The sequence below is a fragment of the Stenotrophomonas sp. NLF4-10 genome (assembly GCF_022359915.1).
Taxonomy (GTDB): domain Bacteria; phylum Pseudomonadota; class Gammaproteobacteria; order Xanthomonadales; family Xanthomonadaceae; genus Stenotrophomonas; species Stenotrophomonas daejeonensis.
This window is the reverse complement of the sequence record NZ_JAKSEE010000003.1, coordinates 2,776,971-2,795,147: the sequence shown is the minus strand read 5'-3', so window position 1 is coordinate 2,795,147 and position 18,177 is coordinate 2,776,971. Positions and strand designations below refer to the sequence as shown.

18 protein-coding genes and 1 tRNA gene are annotated in these 18,177 nt (G+C 69.8%); 14 read left to right on the top strand and 5 right to left on the bottom strand.

The window, feature by feature from the left end; translation table 11 throughout:
* Positions 1-54 precede the first annotated feature (54 nt).
* From MIC98_RS13200 to MIC98_RS13190, 3 genes are read right to left on the bottom strand one after another with little or no spacing between them, the layout of a single operon-like run.
* Positions 55-621 (bottom strand): YceI family protein, encoded by a 567-nt coding sequence (locus tag MIC98_RS13200; protein WP_239737433.1) that lies wholly within the window; start codon positions 619-621, stop codon positions 55-57.
* On the bottom strand, positions 618-1,196 hold the full coding sequence (locus tag MIC98_RS13195; RefSeq protein WP_239737432.1) for a cytochrome b: 579 nt from the start codon (positions 1,194-1,196) through the stop codon (positions 618-620). Before MIC98_RS13195 ends, MIC98_RS13200 begins: the two co-directional genes overlap by 4 nt.
* A complete protein-coding gene (locus tag MIC98_RS13190) occupies positions 1,193-1,831 on the bottom strand; it encodes a YceI family protein (RefSeq protein WP_239737431.1) in 639 nt (212 codons plus the stop codon). The genes MIC98_RS13195 and MIC98_RS13190 overlap by 4 nt, the downstream gene beginning before the upstream one ends.
* Before the next feature lie 241 nt (positions 1,832-2,072).
* Between MIC98_RS13190 and MIC98_RS13185 the strand changes: the two genes are divergently transcribed.
* Positions 2,073-5,615 carry a two-component regulator propeller domain-containing protein gene (locus MIC98_RS13185; RefSeq protein ID WP_239737430.1) on the top strand — a complete coding sequence of 1,181 codons (3,543 nt, stop codon included), beginning with the start codon at positions 2,073-2,075 and terminating at the stop codon, positions 5,613-5,615.
* A gap of 142 nt (positions 5,616-5,757) precedes the next feature.
* Here MIC98_RS13185 and MIC98_RS13180 read toward each other — a convergent pair whose 3' ends face one another.
* Entirely contained in the window at positions 5,758-6,654 is an 897-nt protein-coding gene (locus tag MIC98_RS13180; RefSeq protein WP_239737429.1) for a LysR family transcriptional regulator, read from the bottom strand.
* Positions 6,655-6,748: 94 nt separating this feature from the next.
* Between MIC98_RS13180 and trpB the strand changes: the two genes are divergently transcribed.
* The 3 genes from trpB to trpA are packed head-to-tail and all read left to right on the top strand — an operon-like array spanning position 6,749 to position 9,382.
* Positions 6,749-7,966 (top strand): tryptophan synthase subunit beta, encoded by a 1,218-nt coding sequence (gene trpB / locus MIC98_RS13175; RefSeq protein ID WP_239737428.1) that lies wholly within the window; start codon positions 6,749-6,751, stop codon positions 7,964-7,966.
* A gap of 8 nt (positions 7,967-7,974) precedes the next feature.
* Positions 7,975-8,571, top strand: a complete 597-nt coding sequence (locus MIC98_RS13170) for a hypothetical protein (RefSeq protein WP_239737427.1) — start codon at positions 7,975-7,977, stop codon at positions 8,569-8,571.
* 7 nt (positions 8,572-8,578) lie between these two features.
* On the top strand, positions 8,579-9,382 hold the full coding sequence (trpA, locus tag MIC98_RS13165; RefSeq protein WP_239738179.1) for a tryptophan synthase subunit alpha: 804 nt from the start codon (positions 8,579-8,581) through the stop codon (positions 9,380-9,382).
* 123 nt (positions 9,383-9,505) lie between these two features.
* Here trpA and MIC98_RS13160 read toward each other — a convergent pair whose 3' ends face one another.
* Complete coding sequence (locus MIC98_RS13160; RefSeq protein WP_239737426.1) at positions 9,506-10,018, bottom strand: methylated-DNA--[protein]-cysteine S-methyltransferase; 513 nt, start codon at positions 10,016-10,018, stop codon at positions 9,506-9,508.
* Between the two features lie 126 nt (positions 10,019-10,144).
* On the opposite strand from MIC98_RS13160, the gene accD reads away from it, so the two are divergent.
* The 10 genes from accD to MIC98_RS13110 all read left to right on the top strand — a co-directional run bounded on the left by accD (position 10,145) and on the right by MIC98_RS13110 (position 18,152).
* Entirely contained in the window at positions 10,145-11,032 is an 888-nt protein-coding gene (gene accD / locus MIC98_RS13155) for an acetyl-CoA carboxylase, carboxyltransferase subunit beta (RefSeq protein WP_239737425.1), read from the top strand.
* On the top strand, positions 11,032-12,408 hold the full coding sequence (gene glmM, locus MIC98_RS13150; RefSeq protein ID WP_239737424.1) for a phosphoglucosamine mutase: 1,377 nt from the start codon (positions 11,032-11,034) through the stop codon (positions 12,406-12,408). The genes accD and glmM overlap by 1 nt, the downstream gene beginning before the upstream one ends.
* Before the next feature lie 70 nt (positions 12,409-12,478).
* Positions 12,479-13,417, top strand: coding sequence for a 2-oxoglutarate and iron-dependent oxygenase domain-containing protein (locus MIC98_RS13145; protein WP_239737423.1), 939 nt, complete (start codon positions 12,479-12,481; stop codon positions 13,415-13,417).
* A gap of 291 nt (positions 13,418-13,708) precedes the next feature.
* The gene (gene tpiA, locus MIC98_RS13140; RefSeq protein ID WP_239737422.1) at positions 13,709-14,464 is read left to right on the top strand and encodes a triose-phosphate isomerase; all 756 of its coding nucleotides are present in this window, start codon (positions 13,709-13,711) and stop codon (positions 14,462-14,464) included.
* Between the two features lie 24 nt (positions 14,465-14,488).
* Positions 14,489-14,914, top strand: coding sequence for a preprotein translocase subunit SecG (gene secG / locus MIC98_RS13135; RefSeq protein WP_239737421.1), 426 nt, complete (start codon positions 14,489-14,491; stop codon positions 14,912-14,914).
* Positions 14,915-14,964: 50 nt separating this feature from the next.
* Positions 14,965-15,049 (top strand) — tRNA-Leu (locus tag MIC98_RS13130).
* Positions 15,050-15,158: 109 nt separating this feature from the next.
* The gene (locus MIC98_RS13125) at positions 15,159-15,515 is read left to right on the top strand and encodes an NADH-quinone oxidoreductase subunit A (protein WP_239738177.1); all 357 of its coding nucleotides are present in this window, start codon (positions 15,159-15,161) and stop codon (positions 15,513-15,515) included.
* On the top strand, positions 15,506-16,060 hold the full coding sequence (locus MIC98_RS13120; protein WP_057640706.1) for an NADH-quinone oxidoreductase subunit B: 555 nt from the start codon (positions 15,506-15,508) through the stop codon (positions 16,058-16,060). Before MIC98_RS13125 ends, MIC98_RS13120 begins: the two co-directional genes overlap by 10 nt.
* A gap of 32 nt (positions 16,061-16,092) precedes the next feature.
* A complete protein-coding gene (locus MIC98_RS13115; protein ID WP_057640709.1) occupies positions 16,093-16,848 on the top strand; it encodes an NADH-quinone oxidoreductase subunit C in 756 nt (251 codons plus the stop codon).
* Positions 16,845-18,152 (top strand): NADH-quinone oxidoreductase subunit D, encoded by a 1,308-nt coding sequence (locus MIC98_RS13110; protein WP_057640712.1) that lies wholly within the window; start codon positions 16,845-16,847, stop codon positions 18,150-18,152. The genes MIC98_RS13115 and MIC98_RS13110 overlap by 4 nt, the downstream gene beginning before the upstream one ends.
* Positions 18,153-18,177 lie beyond the last annotated feature (25 nt).

Genomic DNA, 18,177 nt, shown 5'->3' with positions numbered 1-18,177 from the left:
GCAAGCCCCGCATCTACGGCAAAGGGGCCTGCATCCGCGGGGCACCCTCCTGCTTTACCTGGTGTTGAAGCGGACGATGGTGCTGATCGCGGTCTCGTCGGGAATGGTCTTGGTATCGCTCCAGTCGCCGCCGCCGATGCCGAAGTCCAGCCGCTTCACCGTCGCCCGGCCGGTCAGCACCGGCTGCGCGCCGGGCGTCCAGGTAAAGGTCAGGGTGACCGGCTTGCTGACGCCGTGCAGCTCCAGCGCGCCGTCGGCGGCGTACTGGTTGTCGCCCAGCGCGCGGAAGCCGTTGGCGGTGTAGCGCGCCTGCGCGAAGCGGGCGACGTCGAAGAAGTCCTTGCCCTGCAGGGTCGAGTCGCGGTCGCTGTTGCCGCTGCTGGCGCCGGCCAGCGGGATGGTCACGTCGAGCCTGCCGGCGGCCGGGTCGGCCGGGTCGAAGCTCAGTTCGGTGCGGAAGCCGGGGAAGCTGCCGGTGAAGATCTCGCCATCGTATTTGCTGGCGAAGGTCAGCGCCGAGCCGGGGGCCTGTTCGTAGTCCGCGGCCAGTACGGGCGTGGCGGCGAGCATGCCGGCCAGGGCGGCGGCCACGGCGGCCGGGGTGGTGAGCTTGATGTTCATGCGGATTCCTTCTGGGGGGCGGCGAGCCAGCCTCGCGGCAGCATGCGCGACAAGGTGGCATCGCCTTGGTGAACGTGGTGGTAGAACGCGGCACCGGCATGCGCCAGCACCGCCAGGATCAGCAGCCAGAAGCCCCACTCGTGCAGTACGTGCGAGAGCTGCGCGGCCCGTTCGTCGGGCGCCACCAGCTTGGGCATCTCGACCAGGCCGAACAGCTTGAACGGTCGCAGCCCGCTGGCCGAGTCGTACAGCCAGCCCGACAGCGGGATGGCGAACATCAGCACGTACAGCAGCCCGTGCGTGGCGCCGGCGATGCGCTCCTGCCAGCCGGGCGTGCCCGGGACCGGCTGCGGCGCGCCGGCGTACAGCCGCCAGCCCAGCCGCAGCGCCACCAGCGCCAGCACGGTGATGCCGAGCGACTTGTGCGCGGTGTAGACCCAGAAATACTTCGGCGTCTTCGGCAGCTCGCCCATGAGCAGGCCGACGATGCCCAGGGCGAGGATCAGCAGGGCGATCAGCCAGTGCAGGGTCTTGCTGACGCTGCCCCAATGCTGGGGCGTGTTCTTCAGGTTCATGGACGCGGTTCCGGTTCGGGAGAGGTGGGCTCGGCGGGAGCCGGAGGAGTGCCGGCGGCGGCGCCGTGGTTGTCGAGCACTGCTTCGGCCTCGATGCGCAGCTGCACGCTGTCGCCGATCATCGATTTCCATGCGTCGATGCCGAAATCGGCGCGGCTCAGCGTGGCGGTGGCGGAGAAGCCGGCGGTGCGGCGGAACGGCGGCAGCGGGTGGCGCTTGATCGCGTTGAGGGTGACGTCGAGCACGACTTCGCGGCTGACCCCGCGCAGGGTCAGCAGGCCGTGGACGCGGGCGTGTCGAGGATCCAGCGGTTCGACGCGGGTGGAGACGAAGCGCGCTTGTGGGAAGCGCTCGCCGTCGAGCAGGTTGCGCGCCAGCGTGGCGCGGTTCCACTTGTCGTCGCCCAGCTCCAGCCGTGCGATGGGGATGATGACGTCGAGCTGCGCGCCGGCCCAGTCGTCCGGGTCGAAGTCGAGCATGCCCTCGCTGCCGGACAGCGTGCCCAGCGCCTGCGAGAAGCCGGCGTGCTCGACGGCGAACAGCACGCGCGTGTGCACCGGGTCGAGCCGGTAGCGCTCGGCGCCGGCCGACAGCGGCAGCAGGCACAGCAGGAGCAGGGCGAGGCAGCGTGGCAAGGTTCGGCTCCGCGACGGGTTGCGGGGATTCTAGACATGTCGCCGCCGCGGTTTGTTCCTGCGCCGCGCAATGGATTGTTGCGCGGGCGCCGGTGGCCTTCGCGTCGCGGAGGTTGAAGCCCCGCGGTGACTTCGGTCTAATCGGGCGGTCCCGTGGGGGCGCGTGCGCCGGGGCGAGGGGATTCCGGATGGTTCGGGAGAGGGTGCCGACATCGGGCTGCCTCTGCGAGGAGGTCGTGCGGTGAAACGCGGGTGGCTTGCATTGTTGTGGCTGTTGCCGGTCTTCGGCACGGTCGCGCGCGCCGAAGTTCCGGCCACCCCGCAGCCGCGCCAGCTGGAAGTGGTCGATGGCCTGCCTTCCACCGGCATCAACGCGTTCGCCGAAGACCACCTGGGTTACCTGTGGCTGGCCAGCCGCGATGGCCTGGCGCGTTTCGACGGGCGCAACTACCGCATCTGGCGGGCCGAGGACGGCCTGCGCGACAACCTGGTCTGGAGCCTGCACGTCGATGCGCAGAACCGGCTGTGGATGGGCACGCAGAGCGCGGGGCTGGTGATGCTGTCGGCCGACCGCCGCAGCTTCCGCTATTTCGACCGGGACACGCTGCCGCAACTGGGCAGCAACACGATATGGAGCATCACTTCCACGCAGGACGGCAGCGTCTGGTTCGGCACGCCGACCGCCGGCCTGTACCGCCTGGCGGCCGATGGCGGGCTCCGGCATTTCATGCCCACGCCGGGCCGGAGCGGCGGCCTGCCGTCGGCGTCGGTGGCGTACCTGGCGGTCACCCCTGACGGCGTGCTCTGGGTGGGCACCAAGGGCGGCCTCGCGCGCTGGACCGGCAGCGGCTTTGAGTGCGAGGGGCTGGACGTGCTGCCTTCGCCGCGCATCAACGGCTTGAAGGTGGACCGCGAGGGCCGCCTGTGGATCGCCACCAACGACGGCGTGGTGGTGCGCCAGGCCAATGGCCGCTTCGAGCGCATGGCCTGGCCGGGCGCGCAGCCGGCCGACGTGCTGAACATGATGCAGTTCGCGGCCGACGGCAATTACTGGCTGGACACGCGGCAGGGCCTGGGCCGCAGCCGTGACGGCGGGCCGGTGCGCGACGTGGCGCTGTACAGCGTGCAGGAACGCGGGCGGGTCCGGCCCAACTGGGTCACCGCCCACGAGGATCGCGACGGCGGCCTGTGGTTCGCCAGCACCAACGCCGGGTTGTGGCACCTGCCGCCGAACTGGCGGCAGTTCTCGGTGCTGACCCGGCGCCTGGACGACCCGGCCTCGCTGCGCAATCCCTACGCGTTGGCGCTGGCCGCTTCCGCATCGGGCGGGATATGGATGGTGGGCACCCGCGGCGCGCTGGACCGGCTGGATCCGGAGACAGGCGAGGTCGAGCACCACCTGCAGCCGGTCGACGGCAGCAACTGGCCGCAGTCGGTGGTCGAGGATGCGAACGGGCGGGTGTGGATCGGCAGCCTCGACGCGCTGGTGCGCTATGACCCGCGCGACCGCAGCGTGCGCCGCTGGCACGACGGCGATGCGGCGGATGCGGCGATGCCCGGCGACAGCGACATGCTGCGCTCGTGCAACGGCGGGCGGCTGTGGGTGTATTCGGAGGATGGCGGCCTGCAGCAGCGCGATGCCGGGGGGCGCGTGCTGCTGCGTGTCCATCCTGGCCAGCAGGGCCTGCCCGTCGCGGCGCTGGAGGACATGCAGTGCGGACCGGACGGCCACCTGTGGCTGTCCAGCGCCGCCGGGCTTGTGTCGTGGCAGCCGCAGGCACGGCGCTTCCTGCCGGTGCGCGGCGGGCCGTCCGACCATGCCTACGCCTTCGATGCCACTGCCGCCGGCGTGGTCTGGGTTGCGGCGCTCGGCCGGCTCGACCGCTATCGCTGGAATGACGGCAGATTGCTGCGCGAAGCCAGCATCGGCGCCGGACAGGGCTTCCCGGGATTGGCGGCCAACGGGCTGGCGGTGGATGCCGACGGCGTGGCCTGGGCCAGCAGCGCCCGCGGCCTGATCCGGGTCGATCCGGCCAGCCGCTCGGTGCGCCTGTACGGCGTGCACGACGGCCTGCCGGGGCAGGAATTCCGCCGCCGCAGCCTGGTGCGGGCGCGTACCGGGCAGATGGCCGGCGGCACTCCGGAAGGCGTGGTGCTGTTCGAGCCGGCCCTGGTCAGGCCGTCGGGCCGGCAACCGCCGCTGGTGATCGAGCGGGTGAGCGTGCGCCGCGGCGACGTGGAGCACGACCTGACCTGGCAGAGCCCGCTGGAAATCAGGGATGGCGACCGCGACCTGCACATCGTCACGCGCCTGCTGTCCTTCGCCGATTCGGCCAACAACAGCTATCGCTTCCGGCTCAACGGCTACGACACCGGCTGGGTGGAGGTGGGGTCCAGCGGCGAGCGCGTGTTCTCGCGGTTGCCGCCGGGGCATTACCGGCTGGAGGTGCAGGCGGCCACCTCCGACAGGGTCTGGTCGCAGGTGCAGACGCTGGCGTTCGACGTGCAGCCGCCGTGGTGGCGCAGCGCGTGGGCGCTGGTGTTCTGGCTGGCGCTGGCTGGAGTGGCGATCACGGCGCTGGTGGCCGTTTACCGCGCGCGACTGCGGCGCCGCAACGAATGGCAACTGGCGGTGCAGAAGCGGCAGCTGGCCGAGCAGGCATCGCTGGCCAAGACCCGCTTCCTGGCCACGCTCGGCCATGAGGTGCGCACACCGATGACCGGCGTGTTGGGCATGACCGAGCTGCTGCTGGACACCCCGCTGGACACCACCCAGCGCCGCTACGCCGATTCGATCCAGCAGGCCGGCACCCATCTGCTGCGGTTGGTCAACGATACCCTCGACCTCGCGCGCATTGAGGCCGGCCGGCTGGAACTGGAGGCGCGCCCGTTCGAGCTGACGCCGCTGCTGGACGGCATCGCCGGGTTGATGGCGCCGGTCGCGGAAAAGCGTGGCCTGCACTTCGTGCGCGAACGGCTGCCGCCGATGCCGGTGGTCGTCACCGGCGACGCGACGCGTCTGCGGCAGATCCTGATGAACCTGCTGAACAACGCGATCAAGTTCACCGAGCGCGGGCAGGTCGGGCTGGACGCCGAACTGCTGCCCGACGGCGCCGGCCTGCGGCTGGTGGTCAGCGATACCGGCCCCGGCATCCATCCCGACCAGCAGAAGCGGCTGTTCCACCGCTTCGAGCAGGCCGATGGGCCGCGTACCGCGTCGCGCTACGGTGGCAGTGGGCTGGGGCTGGCGATCTGCCAGGAGCTGGCGGTGGCGATGGGCGGGCGTATCCGCATCGACAGCCGGCTGGGGGCCGGCGCCCGTTTCATCGTAGAGTTGCCGCTGCCGTGGCGGCTGCAACCCGCCGCGGCCAGTGCGGCGGCCACGCCGGTCGCGGCCCCGAAGCAGGCCCTGCGGATCCTGCTGGTCGAGGACGACCCCACCGTGGCCGACGTGATCTCGCACCTGCTGCACGCCCGCGGCCACGAGGTCGTGCACGTGCTGCACGGGCTGGCGGCCTTGTCGGAGGTGGCCGCGCAATCCTTCGACGTCGGCCTGCTCGACCTGGACCTGCCGCTGCTGGACGGGCTGGCACTGGCCCGGCAGTTGCGCGAGCTCGGCTGTAGCTTCCCGCTGATAGCGGTGACGGCGCGTTCGGATGCCGATGCCGAGCGGCAGGCATCGGCCGCCGGTTTCGACGGCTTCCTGCGCAAGCCGGTCACCGGCGAAATGCTGGTGGAGGCGATCGGCGCGGCGTGCGCACAGGCAGCGCAGGAACATCCGTAGATGCGGGGCTTGCCCCGCATGGGGCTTTCCCGGTGAAGCCCGTACCGGGCAAGCCCGGTACCTACAACGGAGAGGCCGTAGATGCGGGGCTTGCCCCGCATGGGGCTTTCCCGGCGAAGCCCGTACCGGGCAAGCCCGGTACCTACGGCGGAGTAACAAGCTGCTGGCGCAGCCAGCCCGCCAGCGCCTCGATCCGCGGGTGCCCGTCGCCGGCGGTGCACAACGCCCATTGCCCTTCGGTATCGACGAAGCCCCACGGTGCGACCAGCCGCCCGTTGGCGAGGTCGCCGGCCACCAGCGGTTCCGGCGCGATGGCGATGCCCAGCCCGGCGACGGCGGCTTCCAGCAGATAATACAGGTGCTCGAAACCGGTGCCGTAGCGCAGCTCGCCGGCATCGATGCCGTAGCGCGCCGCCCAGGTCGGCCATGCCTGCGGGCGCGAGCGGGTGTGCAGCAGCGGCTGCTCGCACAGGGCGGCGGCCGGTTGCCGTGCCAGCGCCGTGGCGCCGGGCAGCGCGGGGCTGAACACCGGGCCGATGCGCTCGGCCGCCAGCGGATGCACGCGCCAGTTGGCGGGCCACGGTGCCTGGCCCAGCATCAATGCAGCATCCAGCCCATCCAGGCGCGGGGTGAAATCGCCTTCCTGCGCGGCCAGGTGCAGGGTCAGGCCGGGCAGGTCGCTTTGCAGCACTTGCAGGCGCGGGATCATCCAGCGTGCCAGCACGCTGCCGGGGCAGCCGAGCACGAGGGCGTCGCCATGCTGGCCCCGGCGCAGCGCGGCCACGCAGTCACGCAGCTGCGAGAACGCGCCCGAAGCCGCTTCGAGCAGGCGCCTGCCGGCGGCGGTGGGGCGGATGCCGCGGCCGTCGCGCTCGAACAGGGCGAGGCCGAGTTCTTCCTCCAGCGCCCGCAATTGGCGGCTGACCGCGCCGTGGGTCACGTGCAGTTCCTCGGCGGCCAGGCTGACGCTGCGCAGCCGCGCGGCCGCCTCGAAGGCACGCAGGGCATTGAGCGAGGGCAGGGCGCGTTCATCGTTCATGTGAGTTTTTCTAACACATGAAGGCGTATTTATCGATTTTCATCGCATGGCATGTGCGTTACGGTGCGTGCCTGTCCTGCTTGTCCGTGATGCCATGACCGCCGCGCCGACCACCGATTTCCACGCCTATCCCGATGCCCGTGGCCATTTCGGCCGCTACGGCGGCAGTTTCGTCGCCGAGACGCTGGTCGGGCCGTTGCAGGAACTGGCCGCCGCCTATGACCAGGCGCGGGTCGATCCAGCCTTCATCGCCGCCTACGACAAGGACCTGAAGCACTACGTCGGCCGCCCCAGCCCGATCTACCACGCCGAGCGGCTGAGCCGCGACGTCGGCGGCGCGCAGATCCTGCTCAAGCGCGAGGACTTGAACCATACCGGCGCGCACAAGGTGAACAACACCATCGGCCAGGCGCTGCTGGCCGCGCGCATGGGCAAGACCCGGATCATCGCCGAGACCGGCGCCGGCCAGCACGGCGTGGCCAGCGCCACCGTGGCCGCGCGGCTGGGGCTGGAATGCGTGGTCTACATGGGCGCCACCGACATCGAGCGGCAGAAGATCAACGTCTACCGGATGAAGCTGCTCGGCGCCACGGTGGTGCCGGTGAGCAGCGGCTCGGCCACGCTCAAGGACGCGCTCAACGAGGCCATGCGCGACTGGGTGACCAACGTGCGCGACACCTTCTACATCATCGGCACCGTCGCCGGCCCCGACCCGTACCCGCGCATGGTGCGCGACTTCAACGCCATCGTCGGCCGCGAGGCGCGCGCGCAGATGCTGGAGGACTACGGCCGCCTGCCCGATGCGATCACCGCCTGCGTCGGCGGTGGCTCCAATGCCATCGGCCTGTTCCACGCCTTCCTCAACGACCGCGAGGTGAAGATCTACGGTGCCGAGGCGGCGGGCGACGGCATCCATACCGGCCGTCACGCCGCGTCGATCTCGGCCGGCCGCCCCGGCGTGCTGCACGGCAACCGCACCTACGTGCTGTGCGACGACGACGGCCAGATCACCGAAACCCATTCGATTTCCGCCGGCCTGGACTACCCCGGCGTCGGCCCCGAGCATGCGTTCCTGTCCGACAGCGGCCGCGCGCAGTACGTCGGCATCACTGATGACGAAGCGCTGGCCGCGTTCCACCGCCTGACCCGCACCGAGGGCATCCTGCCGGCGCTGGAATCCAGCCACGCGGTGGCGCAGGCGATCAAGCTGGCGCGCGAGCTGCCGAAGGACGCGCTGGTGTTGTGCAACCTGTCCGGCCGCGGCGACAAGGACGTGCACACCATCGCCGCGCGCGAAGGGCTGTCGCTGTGAACGGGCGCTTGTTCCGCATGGGCGCGCTGGCCTGCCTGGGCATGGCGTTGACGGCCTGCAAGCCGCCCGAGCCCGAGGTGCGGCCGCTGCCGGCAGGCGCGCAGGCAACGCCGCCGGAAGCCACGCAACCGGCCCCGGCGACGGATGCGGCAGCGCAACTGGCCGGCGTGGGCGAACTGCAGGTCGGCGCGGCGTTCGGCCAGGGGCCGGGCGACGACGCCTTCGCCTCCGCCGGCATGCGCGAGCTGATGGAAGGCGACTGCGAATACTACGAAGGCGGCACGCTGCCGGCGGGCCTGTCGATGATGGTCATCGCCGACCATATCGCCCGTTTCGACGCCCACGACGAGCGCGCGCCGGACGCCGACGGGCCGCCGCTGCCGTTCGGGTTGTGGGTCGGCATGACCGAAGCCGAGGCACGCGGACGCCTGCCCGCCGGCGTGGTGGCCAGCCCGCACGCTTACGCCTCGCCCGATGGCGAGTACCTGACCTGGACCGACCCGCAGGCCCGGCTGGCCCTGCGCCTGGAAACCCTCGATGGCGTGGTGACCGCGATCTACTGGGGCCAGCCCGAAGCGGTCGAACTGATCGAAGGATGTGCCTGAGATGCCCGTGACCCGAATCGACGAATGCTTCGCCCGCCTGCGCGCTTCCGGCCGCAAGGCGCTGATCCCCTTCATCACCGCCGGCGACCCGGCGCTGGAAGCCACCGTGCCGGTGATGCACGCGCTGGTTGCCGCCGGCGCCGACGTCCTCGAACTGGGCGTGCCGTTCTCCGACCCGATGGCCGACGGCCCGACCATCCAGCGCAGCTCCGAGCGCGCGCTGGGGCGGGGCGCCGGGCTGCGCTACGTGTTCGACAGCGTGGCCGCGTTCCGGCAGCGGGATACGGCCACGCCGGTGGTGCTGATGGGCTACCTCAACCCGGTGGAAATCCGCGGCGCGGCACGGTTCGCCACCGAGGCGGTGGCCGCCGGCGTGGATGGCGTGCTGCTGGTGGACCTGCCGCCGGAAGAAGCCGCCGAAACCCGCGCCGCGTTCACCGCCGCCGGGCTGGCGCTGGTCCTGCTGGCCTCGCCGACCAGCAGCGAGCAACGGCTCGCCGGACTGTGCGAGGCGGCGCAGGGCTACCTCTATTACGTCAGCTTCGCCGGCGTCACCGGCGCCTCGGAGCGGCTGGACAGCGCCGCCGCCGGCGAGCGCCTGCGGCTGCTGCGCAGCCGGGCGAAAACGCCGGTGGTGGCCGGTTTCGGCATCAAGGACGCGGCCAGCGCCGCGGCGATGGCGGTCGATGCCGATGGCGTGGTGGTCGGCAGCGCACTGGTCGCGGCGATGGCCGAGGCCGGCACGGTCGAAGCCGCCGTGCGCGATGCCAGCGAGTTCCTCGCCCCGTTGCGGCAAGCATTGGATGCCTGATTTATGCGGGGTCGCTCGCAGGTTACGTCGTCGTGCAAACCAGCCGCCGCCCAACCGTAGCTGCCGGGCTTGCCCGGCAGGGAACTTCACCGGGCAAGCACCCGTGCGGGGCAAGCCCCGCATCTACGTTGTCTGCTCGAACAGATCGGCTGCCGGTCGTGGCAATGCCCCTTCCAGCTCCAGCAAAAACCGCTTGGCCTCCAGCCCGCCGCTGAACCCGGTCAACGCGCCATTGGCGCCGACCACGCGGTGGCAGGGCAGGAGGATGCCCAGCGGGTTGCGGCCATTGGCCGCGCCCACCGCGCGGCTGGCGCCGGGGCGTCCCAGCCGTGCGGCCAGCTGCGCGTAGGTACTGGTCTGTCCATAGGGAATGTCCGCCAGCGCGAACCAGACTTCGCGCTGGAACGGCGTGCCCTGCGGCGCCAGCGGCAGGTCGAAGGCGCGCCTGCGCCCGGCGAAGTATTCGTCCAGCTGCACCCGCGTCCGTGACAGCAGCGGGTGGTCGGCCTCGCGCCAGCCGTCGCGGGGCAGGAACCAGCTGTCCTGCGGGAATTCGAGCGCATGCAGCCCGTGTTCGGACGCGGACACGGTGAGCGGCCCCAGCGGGCTGTCGATCTGGCGGAAATGGATGGTCACGGCGGTTTTCGGGCGATACGGGGCAGGGGCGCCGGACTCTGTACGCTACCGTCGGTTTGCCGCCGCGCGCTAGACTGTCGGCCTTCTCGCGGCCCCCGGCCGCCCTGAACGGAACCGTCATCCCGCATGAGCTGGATCAGCAAATTGATGCCGTCCGGCATCCGCACCGACAACTCGCCGACCAAGAAGCGCAGCGTCCCCGAGGGCCTGTGGGAAAAGTGCAGCAGCTGCGGCGCGGCGCTGTACCGGCCGGAGCTGGAGGAGAACCTGGAGGTCTGCCCGAAGTGCGGCCACCACATGGCGATCCGCGCCCGCGCCCGCCTGGCGGCGCTGTTCGATGCCGACAGCACCACCGAGATCGCGGCCCGGCTGGGGCCGACCGACCTGCTCAAGTTCAAGGACCAGAAGAAGTACGCCGAGCGGATCAAGGCCGCGCAGAAGAACACCGGCGAGTACGACGCGCTGGTGGCGATGCGCGGCACCCTCAAGGGCCGCCCGCTGGTGGCGTCCTCGTTCGACTTCGCCTTCATGGGCGGCTCGATGGGCTCGGTGGTCGGCGAGCGCTTCGCGCTGGCCGCCGAAACCGCGCTGGAGCTGGGCTGCCCGTTCGTCAACTTCTCCGCCAGCGGCGGCGCGCGCATGCAGGAAGGCCTGTTCTCGCTGATGCAGATGGCCAAGACCTCGGCCGCGCTGGCCAAGCTGCGCGAGGCCGGGCTGCCGTACATCTCGGTGCTCACCCACCCGACCACCGGCGGCGTGTCGGCCTCGTTCGCGATGCTGGGCGACATCAACATCGCCGAGCCGCAGGCGCTGATCGGCTTCGCCGGCCCGCGCGTGATCGAGCAGACCGTGCGCGAGAAGCTGCCCGAAGGCTTCCAGCGCTCGGAGTTCCTGCTCGAACACGGCGCCATCGACCAGATCTGCGACCGCCGCCAGATGCGCGAGCGCCTGGCCGAGCTGCTGGCGATGCTGATGCGCCAGTCGCGCCCGGGCGACGACACGGCGGCAGCCTGATGGCCGCGCGCAGGTATTTCGGCACCGACGGCATCCGTGGCCGGGTCGGCGAAGGGGCGATTTCCGCCGATTTCGTGCTGCGCCTGGGCAACGCCTACGGGCAGACGCTGGTGAAGGCGCTGCAGGCGCGGGGCACCGGCCGCAAGCCGCTGGTGGTGATCGGCAAGGACACCCGCATCTCCAACTACATGTTCGAGGCCGCGCTGGAAGCCGGGCTGGTCGCCGCCGGCGTGCACGTGCAGCTGATGGGGCCGATGCCGACCCCGGCGGTGGCGCACCTGACCCGCTCGCTGCGCGCCGACGGCGGCATCGTCATCTCCGCCTCGCACAACCCGCACCACGACAACGGCATCAAGTTCTTCTCCGCGCAGGGCGAGAAGCTCGACGACGCCACCGAGCTGTCGATCGAGGCCGCGCTCGACCTGCCGTTCTCGACCGTGCCGTCCGAGCAGCTGGGCAAGGCGGTGCGTACCCGCGACGCCATCGGGCGCTACGTCGAGGCCTGCAAGAACTCGGTGCCGCGCGACTTCGACCTGTCCGGCATGCGCATCGCGGTGGACTGCGCGCATGGCGCGACCTACCAGGTGGCCCCGCTGGTGCTGCGCGAACTGGGTGCCAGCGTCGATGCCATCGGCGTCGAGCCCAATGGCGTGAACATCAACGACGGCGTCGGTTCGCTGCATCCGGAGGCGTTGGCCGAACGCGTGCGCGCGGTTGGCGCGCACCTGGGCATCGCCTTCGACGGCGACGGCGACCGCCTGCTGTTCGTGGACGGTGACGGCAACGTCCACGACGGCGACGACCTGCTGTACCTGCTGGCGCTGGACTGGCAGGCCAGCGGCCGCCTGCGCGGCCCGGTGGTGGGCACGCTGATGACCAACTTCGGCTTCGAGCAGGCATTGGCGAAGGCGGGCATCGGCTTCATCCGCGCCAACGTCGGCGACCGCTACGTCCACCAGGCGCTGCTGGAGCACGACGGCGTGCTCGGCGGCGAAGCCTCCGGCCACCTGCTGTGCCTGGACCGGGCGACCACCGGCGACGGCATCATCAGCGCCCTGCAGGTGCTGGAAGTGCTCAAACACCGCGGCATCACCCTGCAGCAGGCGCTGGCCGGCCTGAGCCGGGTGCCGCAGCAGACCGTCAACGTGCGGGTCGGGCAGGGCGTGCCGGCCAAGGCGATGGTGCAGTCCGACGCGGTGGTGGCGGCGCTGGCGGCCGCGCAGCAGGCGGTGGCCGGCCGCGGCCGCGCCTTCCTGCGCCCGTCCGGCACCGAGCCGGTGGTGCGGGTGACGGTGGAGGCCGACGATGCCGGGCTGGTGCAGGCCACGCTCGAGCGCCTCGCCGACGCGGTCAGGGCCGCCGCAGGGGCGGCCTGAGCCGGATCAATGCATTCCCCGGGGCGCGGCGGCAACGTCGGCGCCCTGAACCTTTCCCAGGAGTAGTCCCGTGAGTTCCCGCATTCCCACCCTCGACATCACCCGCTTCGACAGCGACCGCGAGGCCTTCGTGGCCGAGCTGGGCGCGGCCTACCGCCAGTGGGGCTTTGCCGGCATCCGCAACCACGGCATCGCCCAGGCCGACATCGACGCCGCCTACGACGTGTTCAAGGCGTTCTTCGCCCTGCCCGAGGAAGTGAAGAAGCAGTACCACGTCCCCGGCGGCGGTGGCGCCCGTGGCTACACTCCGTTCGGCGTGGAAACCGCCAAGGGTTCCAAGCACTTCGACCTCAAGGAGTTCTGGCACATCGGCCGCGAGATCGCCGACGACTCGAAGTACCGCGCGGTGATGCCGCCGAACCTGTGGCCGGCCGAAGTGCCGGGCTTCCGCGAGCATGGCTACGGCCTGTACCAGAAGCTCGATGCGCTGGGTTCGCGGGTGCTGTCGGCGCTGGCGCTGCACATCGGCCTGCCGCAGGATTATTTCGCCGACAAGACCAACAACGGCAACTCGATCCTGCGCCCGATCCACTACCCGCCGATCACCACCGACGACATCCCCAACGTGCGCGCCGGCGCGCATGGCGACATCAACTTCATCACCCTGCTGGTCGGCGCCAGCGCCGCCGGGCTGGAGGTGCAGTCGCACGAGGGCGAGTGGGTGCCGTTCACCTCGGACGCGGACACCATCGTGGTCAACATCGGCGACATGCTGCAGCGCCTGACCAACCATGTGTACCCGTCCACCATCCACCGCGTGGTCAACCCGCCGGGCGACCTGGCGCGGCAGCCGCGCTACTCGGTGCCGTTCTTCCTGCACCCGAACCCGGATTTCCTGATCGACGTGCTGCCCTCGTGCATCAGCGCCGACAACCCCAGCCGCTACCCGGAGCCGATCACCGCCCACGGCTTCCTCGAAGAGCGCCTGCGCGAGATCAAGCTGAAGTAAGCAACGGAGGCCGCTGCGAGGCGGCCTTTGTACTTGCGGGTAGTGCCGGCCGCTGGCCGGCAACCTCGCACTCCTCGCCATCCGCAGGTCGGGGCTACGTCCCCGACGCTCCATGCATTCGACATCAAGCGTCGGGGACGCAGCCCCGACCTACCCTGTCATTGTTGCGGTTGCCGGCCAGCGGCCGGCACTACCCGGAATATCGGGTTTGTCCCGGGTTGTCCGCCGCTTGTCCTGCGGCTGTCTGTAGTGGGCTATCCTTCGCCCACTTTTCATGGGAGTCGTTCCTGAATGCGCCGCAAGATCGTTGCCGGTAACTGGAAGCTGCATGGCAGCCGTCAATTCGCCAGCGAGCTGGTGGGGCAGGTGGCCGCCGGCCTGCCGCTGGAAGGGGTGGAACTGGTGATCCTGCCGCCGCTGCCCTACCTGGGCGACCTCGTCGAGGATTTCGAGGGCACGGCGCTGGCCTTCGGCGCGCAGGATGTCAGCAGCAACGAAAAGGGCGCCTATACCGGCGAGGTGTCGGCGTCGATGCTGGTGGACGTGGGCGCCGGCTACGGTCTGGTCGGCCATTCCGAGCGCCGCCAGTACCACCATGAAAGCAACGAACTGGTGGCGCGCAAGTTCGTCGCCGCGGCCAATGCCGGGCTGGTCCCGGTGCTGTGCGTGGGCGAGACGCTGCAGCAGCGCGAGGCCGGGGCGACCGAGCAGGTCATCGCCGCGCAGCTGGCGCCGGTGCTGGAACTGGCCGGCGTGGCCGCCTTCGCGCGGGCGGTGGTGGCCTACGAGCCGGTCTGGGCCATCGGCACCGGCCGCACCGCCACCCCGGGGCAGGCGCAGGCGGTGCATGCGTTCATCCGTGGCGAAGTTGCCGGGCGCGATGCTAGAATCGCCGATTCGTTGCCGATCCTGTATGGCGGCAGCGTCAAGCCCGACAACGCCGCCGAGCTGTTTGCGCAGCCGGACGTCGATGGCGGGCTGGTGGGCGGCGCCTCGCTGGTGGCTGCCGATTTCCTGGCCATCGCACAGGCGGCGGCCAGCCGCTAACGAAATGTCCGGGACGGTTTTGCGATGTTGATGACGATCCTCAATGTGATCTATGTGCTGGTGGCGATCGCGATGATCGCGCTGATCCTGATGCAGCGCGGTTCCGGTGCGGCCGCCGGTTCGGGGTTCGGTGCCGGTGCCTCGGGCACGGTGTTCGGCGCGCGCGGCGCGTCCAACTTCATGTCCAAGAGCACCAAGTGGCTGGCCGTGGTGTTCTTCGGCATCAGCCTGTTCATGGCCTGGTACGCCAGCCGCGGCAACCGCCCCGCCGACGAGGGCCTGGGCGTGATGTCGCAGATCGAAGCGCCGGCGGCGCCGGTGAGCGAACTGCAGGCCGTGCCGCAGGCGGCCGTGCCTGCCGAGGTCGAAGTGCCGCAGGCCGCGGCGCCGGCCGCCGACGTGCCGCAACAGGGCGAAGAAAAGCCCGCCGAAAGCGCACACAAAGACTGAAGACGGTTACAATGCGCGGCGCACTGCGCAGGCAGATGCGCGGATGCAAAGCCCAGGTGGCGGAATTGGTAGACGCACTACCTTGAGGTGGTAGCGACGAGAGTCGTAGGGGTTCGAGTCCCCTCTTGGGCACCATTGTTCGTACGCGGGTACGCGGGTTGCGGCAGCGCCCGCCGTGGCAAATCCCGTCAACCCCATGCCTTGGCACCCGCAGGTGCCCGGGCAGAGGCAAGAGAGAATCGCTGTGCTGGCCGAATATTTGCCGTCCCTGCTGTTCCTGATCGTCGCCACCGGCATTGGCATCGCCCTGATGCTGGTCGGTCGCTTCCTTGGTCCCCGCAGCCCCGACGAGCAGAAACTCTCGCCGTATGAATGCGGCTTCGAGGCGTTCGAGAACGCGCGCATGAAGTTCGACGTGCGCTACTACCTGATCGCCATCCAGTTCATCGTCTTCGACCTGGAAATCATCTTCATCGTGCCCTGGACCCAGGTCTTCATGGAACTGGGCGCCCGCTCGCTCGTCACCATGGGCCTGTTCGTGGGCATGTTGTTCCTCGGCTTTGTCTACGTGTGGAAGAAGGGAGCGCTGGAATGGGAGTGATTCAGACGCTCGATGGCCTGATGAACAACCCCATCCCGGAAGGGCGGGTTGACGACATCCTGCGCCCCGAAGGCGACAACCCGCTGCTCGACAAGGGCTACGTGACCACCAGCGTCGACGCCCTGCTGAACTGGGCGCGCACCGGCTCGATGTGGCCGATGACTTTCGGCCTGGCCTGCTGCGCGGTGGAAATGATGCACGCCGGCGCCTCGCGCCTGGACCTGGACCGCTACGGCGTGGTGTTCCGCCCGTCGCCGCGCCAGTCCGACGTGATGATCGTCGCCGGCACCTTGGTCAACAAGATGGCCCCGGCGCTGCGCAAGGTCTACGACCAGATGCCCGACCCGAAGTGGGTGATCTCGATGGGCAGCTGCGCCAACGGCGGCGGCTACTACCACTATTCCTATTCGGTGGTGCGCGGCTGCGACCGCGTGGTGCCGGTGGACGTGTACGTCCCGGGTTGCCCGCCGACCGCCGAGGCGCTGGTCTACGGCATCCTGCAGCTGCAGAAGAAGATCTGGCGCACCCAGACCATCGCCCGCTGATTTCCCTTCAAGTTCAAGAGCACGCCAGCCTCATGGCCCAGCAAGCAGCACCACTCATCGACCGACTTCGCGCGCGCTTCGCCGGTGCGCAGATCACCGTGGTCGAACCGCGCGGCGAAGTGACGCTGGAGGTTCCCGCGGCCGATTGGCATGCCACGGCGCTGGCGCTGCGCGACGAGCTCGGCTTCGAGCACGCCACCGACCTGTGCGGCGTCGATTACCTCGGCTACGGCAGCGACGAGTGGGACACCGCCGACGTGTCCTCGCAGGGCTTCAGCCGCGGCGTCGAGGGCAAGGCCACCGGCCGCTTCGCCTGGGGCGAGTTCCCCAGCCACGAGGAAGGCGGCGAAGGGGCGCAGCCCGACACGATGCCGCAGCAGCGCTTCGCCGTCGTCGTCCAGCTGCGCTCCTATAAGCACAACCAGCTGCTGCGCATCCGCTGCTTCGCGCCGAGCGAGTCGCTGCCGGTGGTGGCTTCGCTGACCGGCGTGTGGCCGGGCCTGAACTGGTTCGAGCGCGAGGCGTTCGACCTGTACGGCGTGATCTTCGAGGGCCACCCGGACCTGCGCCGGATCCTGACCGACTACGGCTTCGTCGGCCACCCGTTCCGCAAGGATTTCCCGCTGATCGGCAACGTCGAAGTGCGTTACGACGAAGAGAAGAAGCGCGTGGTCTACGAGCCGGTGACCTCGGTCGAGCCGCGCGTCGGCGTGGCCCGCGTGATCCGCGACGACGCCCGCTACCAGACCGCCGAAGGCGAGCGCGCGCAGACGGAGGCAAGCAAGTGAACGAGTTCCAGCAGGCGCACGAAGCGTTCGCCAGCAATCCCGCCGAAGCCCGGCAGGAGATCCGCAACTACACCATGAACTTCGGCCCGCAGCATCCGGCCGCGCACGGCGTGCTGCGCCTGATCCTGGAGATGGACGGCGAAACCATCGTTCGCGCCGATCCGCACGTCGGCCTGCTGCACCGTGCCACCGAGAAGCTGGCCGAGTCCAAGCCGTTCAACCAGTCCATCGGCTACATGGACCGGCTGGACTACTGCTCGATGATGTGCAACGAGCACGCCTACGTGCGCGCCATCGAAACCCTGATGGGCATCGAGGCGCCGGAGCGCGCGCAGTACATCCGCACCCTGTTCGACGAGGTCACCCGCATCCTGAACCACCTGATGTGGCTGGGTTCGAACGCGCTCGACCTCGGCGCGATGGCGGTGATGCTGTATGCATTCCGCGAGCGCGAGGAGCTGATGGACTGCTACGAAGCGGTGTCCGGCGCGCGCATGCACGCGACCTACTACCGTCCGGGCGGCGTCTATCGTGACCTGCCGGACGCGATGCCGAAGTACAAGGAGTCGCGCTGGCACAAGGGCGGCGCGCTCAAGCGCCTGAACGCCGCCCGCGAAGGCTCGCTGCTGGACTTCCTGGAGAACTTCACCAACGAGTTCCCCAAGCGCGTCGACGAATACGAAACACTGCTCACCGACAACCGCATCTGGAAGCAACGCACCGTCGGCATCGGCGTGGTCACCCCGGAACATGCGCTGGCATGGGGCATGACCGGCGTGATGCTGCGTGGCTCGGGCATCGAGTGGGACCTGCGCAAGAAGCAGCCCTACGCCAAGTACGACGCGGTGGACTTCGACATCCCGCTGGGCAAGGAAGGCGACTGCTACGACCGCTACCTGGTCCGCGTCGCCGAGATGCGCGAATCCAACCGCATCGTCAAGCAGTGCGTGCAGTGGCTGAAGGCCAACCCCGGCCCGGTCATGGTCAGGAACTTCAAGGTCGCGCCGCCGAAGCGGGCGGAAATGAAGGAAGACATGGAAGCCCTGATCCACCACTTCAAGCTGTTCAGCGAAGGCTATTGCGTGCCGGCCGGCGAAACCTACGCCGCGGTGGAAGCCCCCAAGGGCGAGTTCGGCTGCTACCTGGTGTCCGACGGTGCCAACAAGCCGTTCCGCGCGCACCTGCGCGCGCCCGGCTTCGCCCACCTGTCGTCGATCGACTCGGTGGTGCGTGGCCACATGCTGGCCGACGTGGTGGCGATGGTCGGCACCTACGACCTCGTGTTCGGCGAGGTCGACCGGTAATGCCGGGCCATCGCACAACGCCCGG

Coding starts and splice junctions, on each gene's coding strand:
- MIC98_RS13200 (WP_239737433.1), bottom strand. CDS start 621: ATGAACATCAAGCTCACCACCCCGGCCGCCGTGGCCGCCGCCCTGGCC.
- MIC98_RS13195 (WP_239737432.1), bottom strand. CDS start 1,196: ATGAACCTGAAGAACACGCCCCAGCATTGGGGCAGCGTCAGCAAGACC.
- MIC98_RS13180 (WP_239737429.1), bottom strand. CDS start 6,654: ATGAACGATGAACGCGCCCTGCCCTCGCTCAATGCCCTGCGTGCCTTC.
- trpB (WP_239737428.1), top strand. CDS start 6,749: ATGACCGCCGCGCCGACCACCGATTTCCACGCCTATCCCGATGCCCGT.
- accD (WP_239737425.1), top strand. CDS start 10,145: ATGAGCTGGATCAGCAAATTGATGCCGTCCGGCATCCGCACCGACAAC.
- glmM (WP_239737424.1), top strand. CDS start 11,032: ATGGCCGCGCGCAGGTATTTCGGCACCGACGGCATCCGTGGCCGGGTC.
- tpiA (WP_239737422.1), top strand. CDS start 13,709: ATGCGCCGCAAGATCGTTGCCGGTAACTGGAAGCTGCATGGCAGCCGT.
- secG (WP_239737421.1), top strand. CDS start 14,489: ATGTTGATGACGATCCTCAATGTGATCTATGTGCTGGTGGCGATCGCG.
- MIC98_RS13120 (WP_057640706.1), top strand. CDS start 15,506: ATGGGAGTGATTCAGACGCTCGATGGCCTGATGAACAACCCCATCCCG.
- MIC98_RS13115 (WP_057640709.1), top strand. CDS start 16,093: ATGGCCCAGCAAGCAGCACCACTCATCGACCGACTTCGCGCGCGCTTC.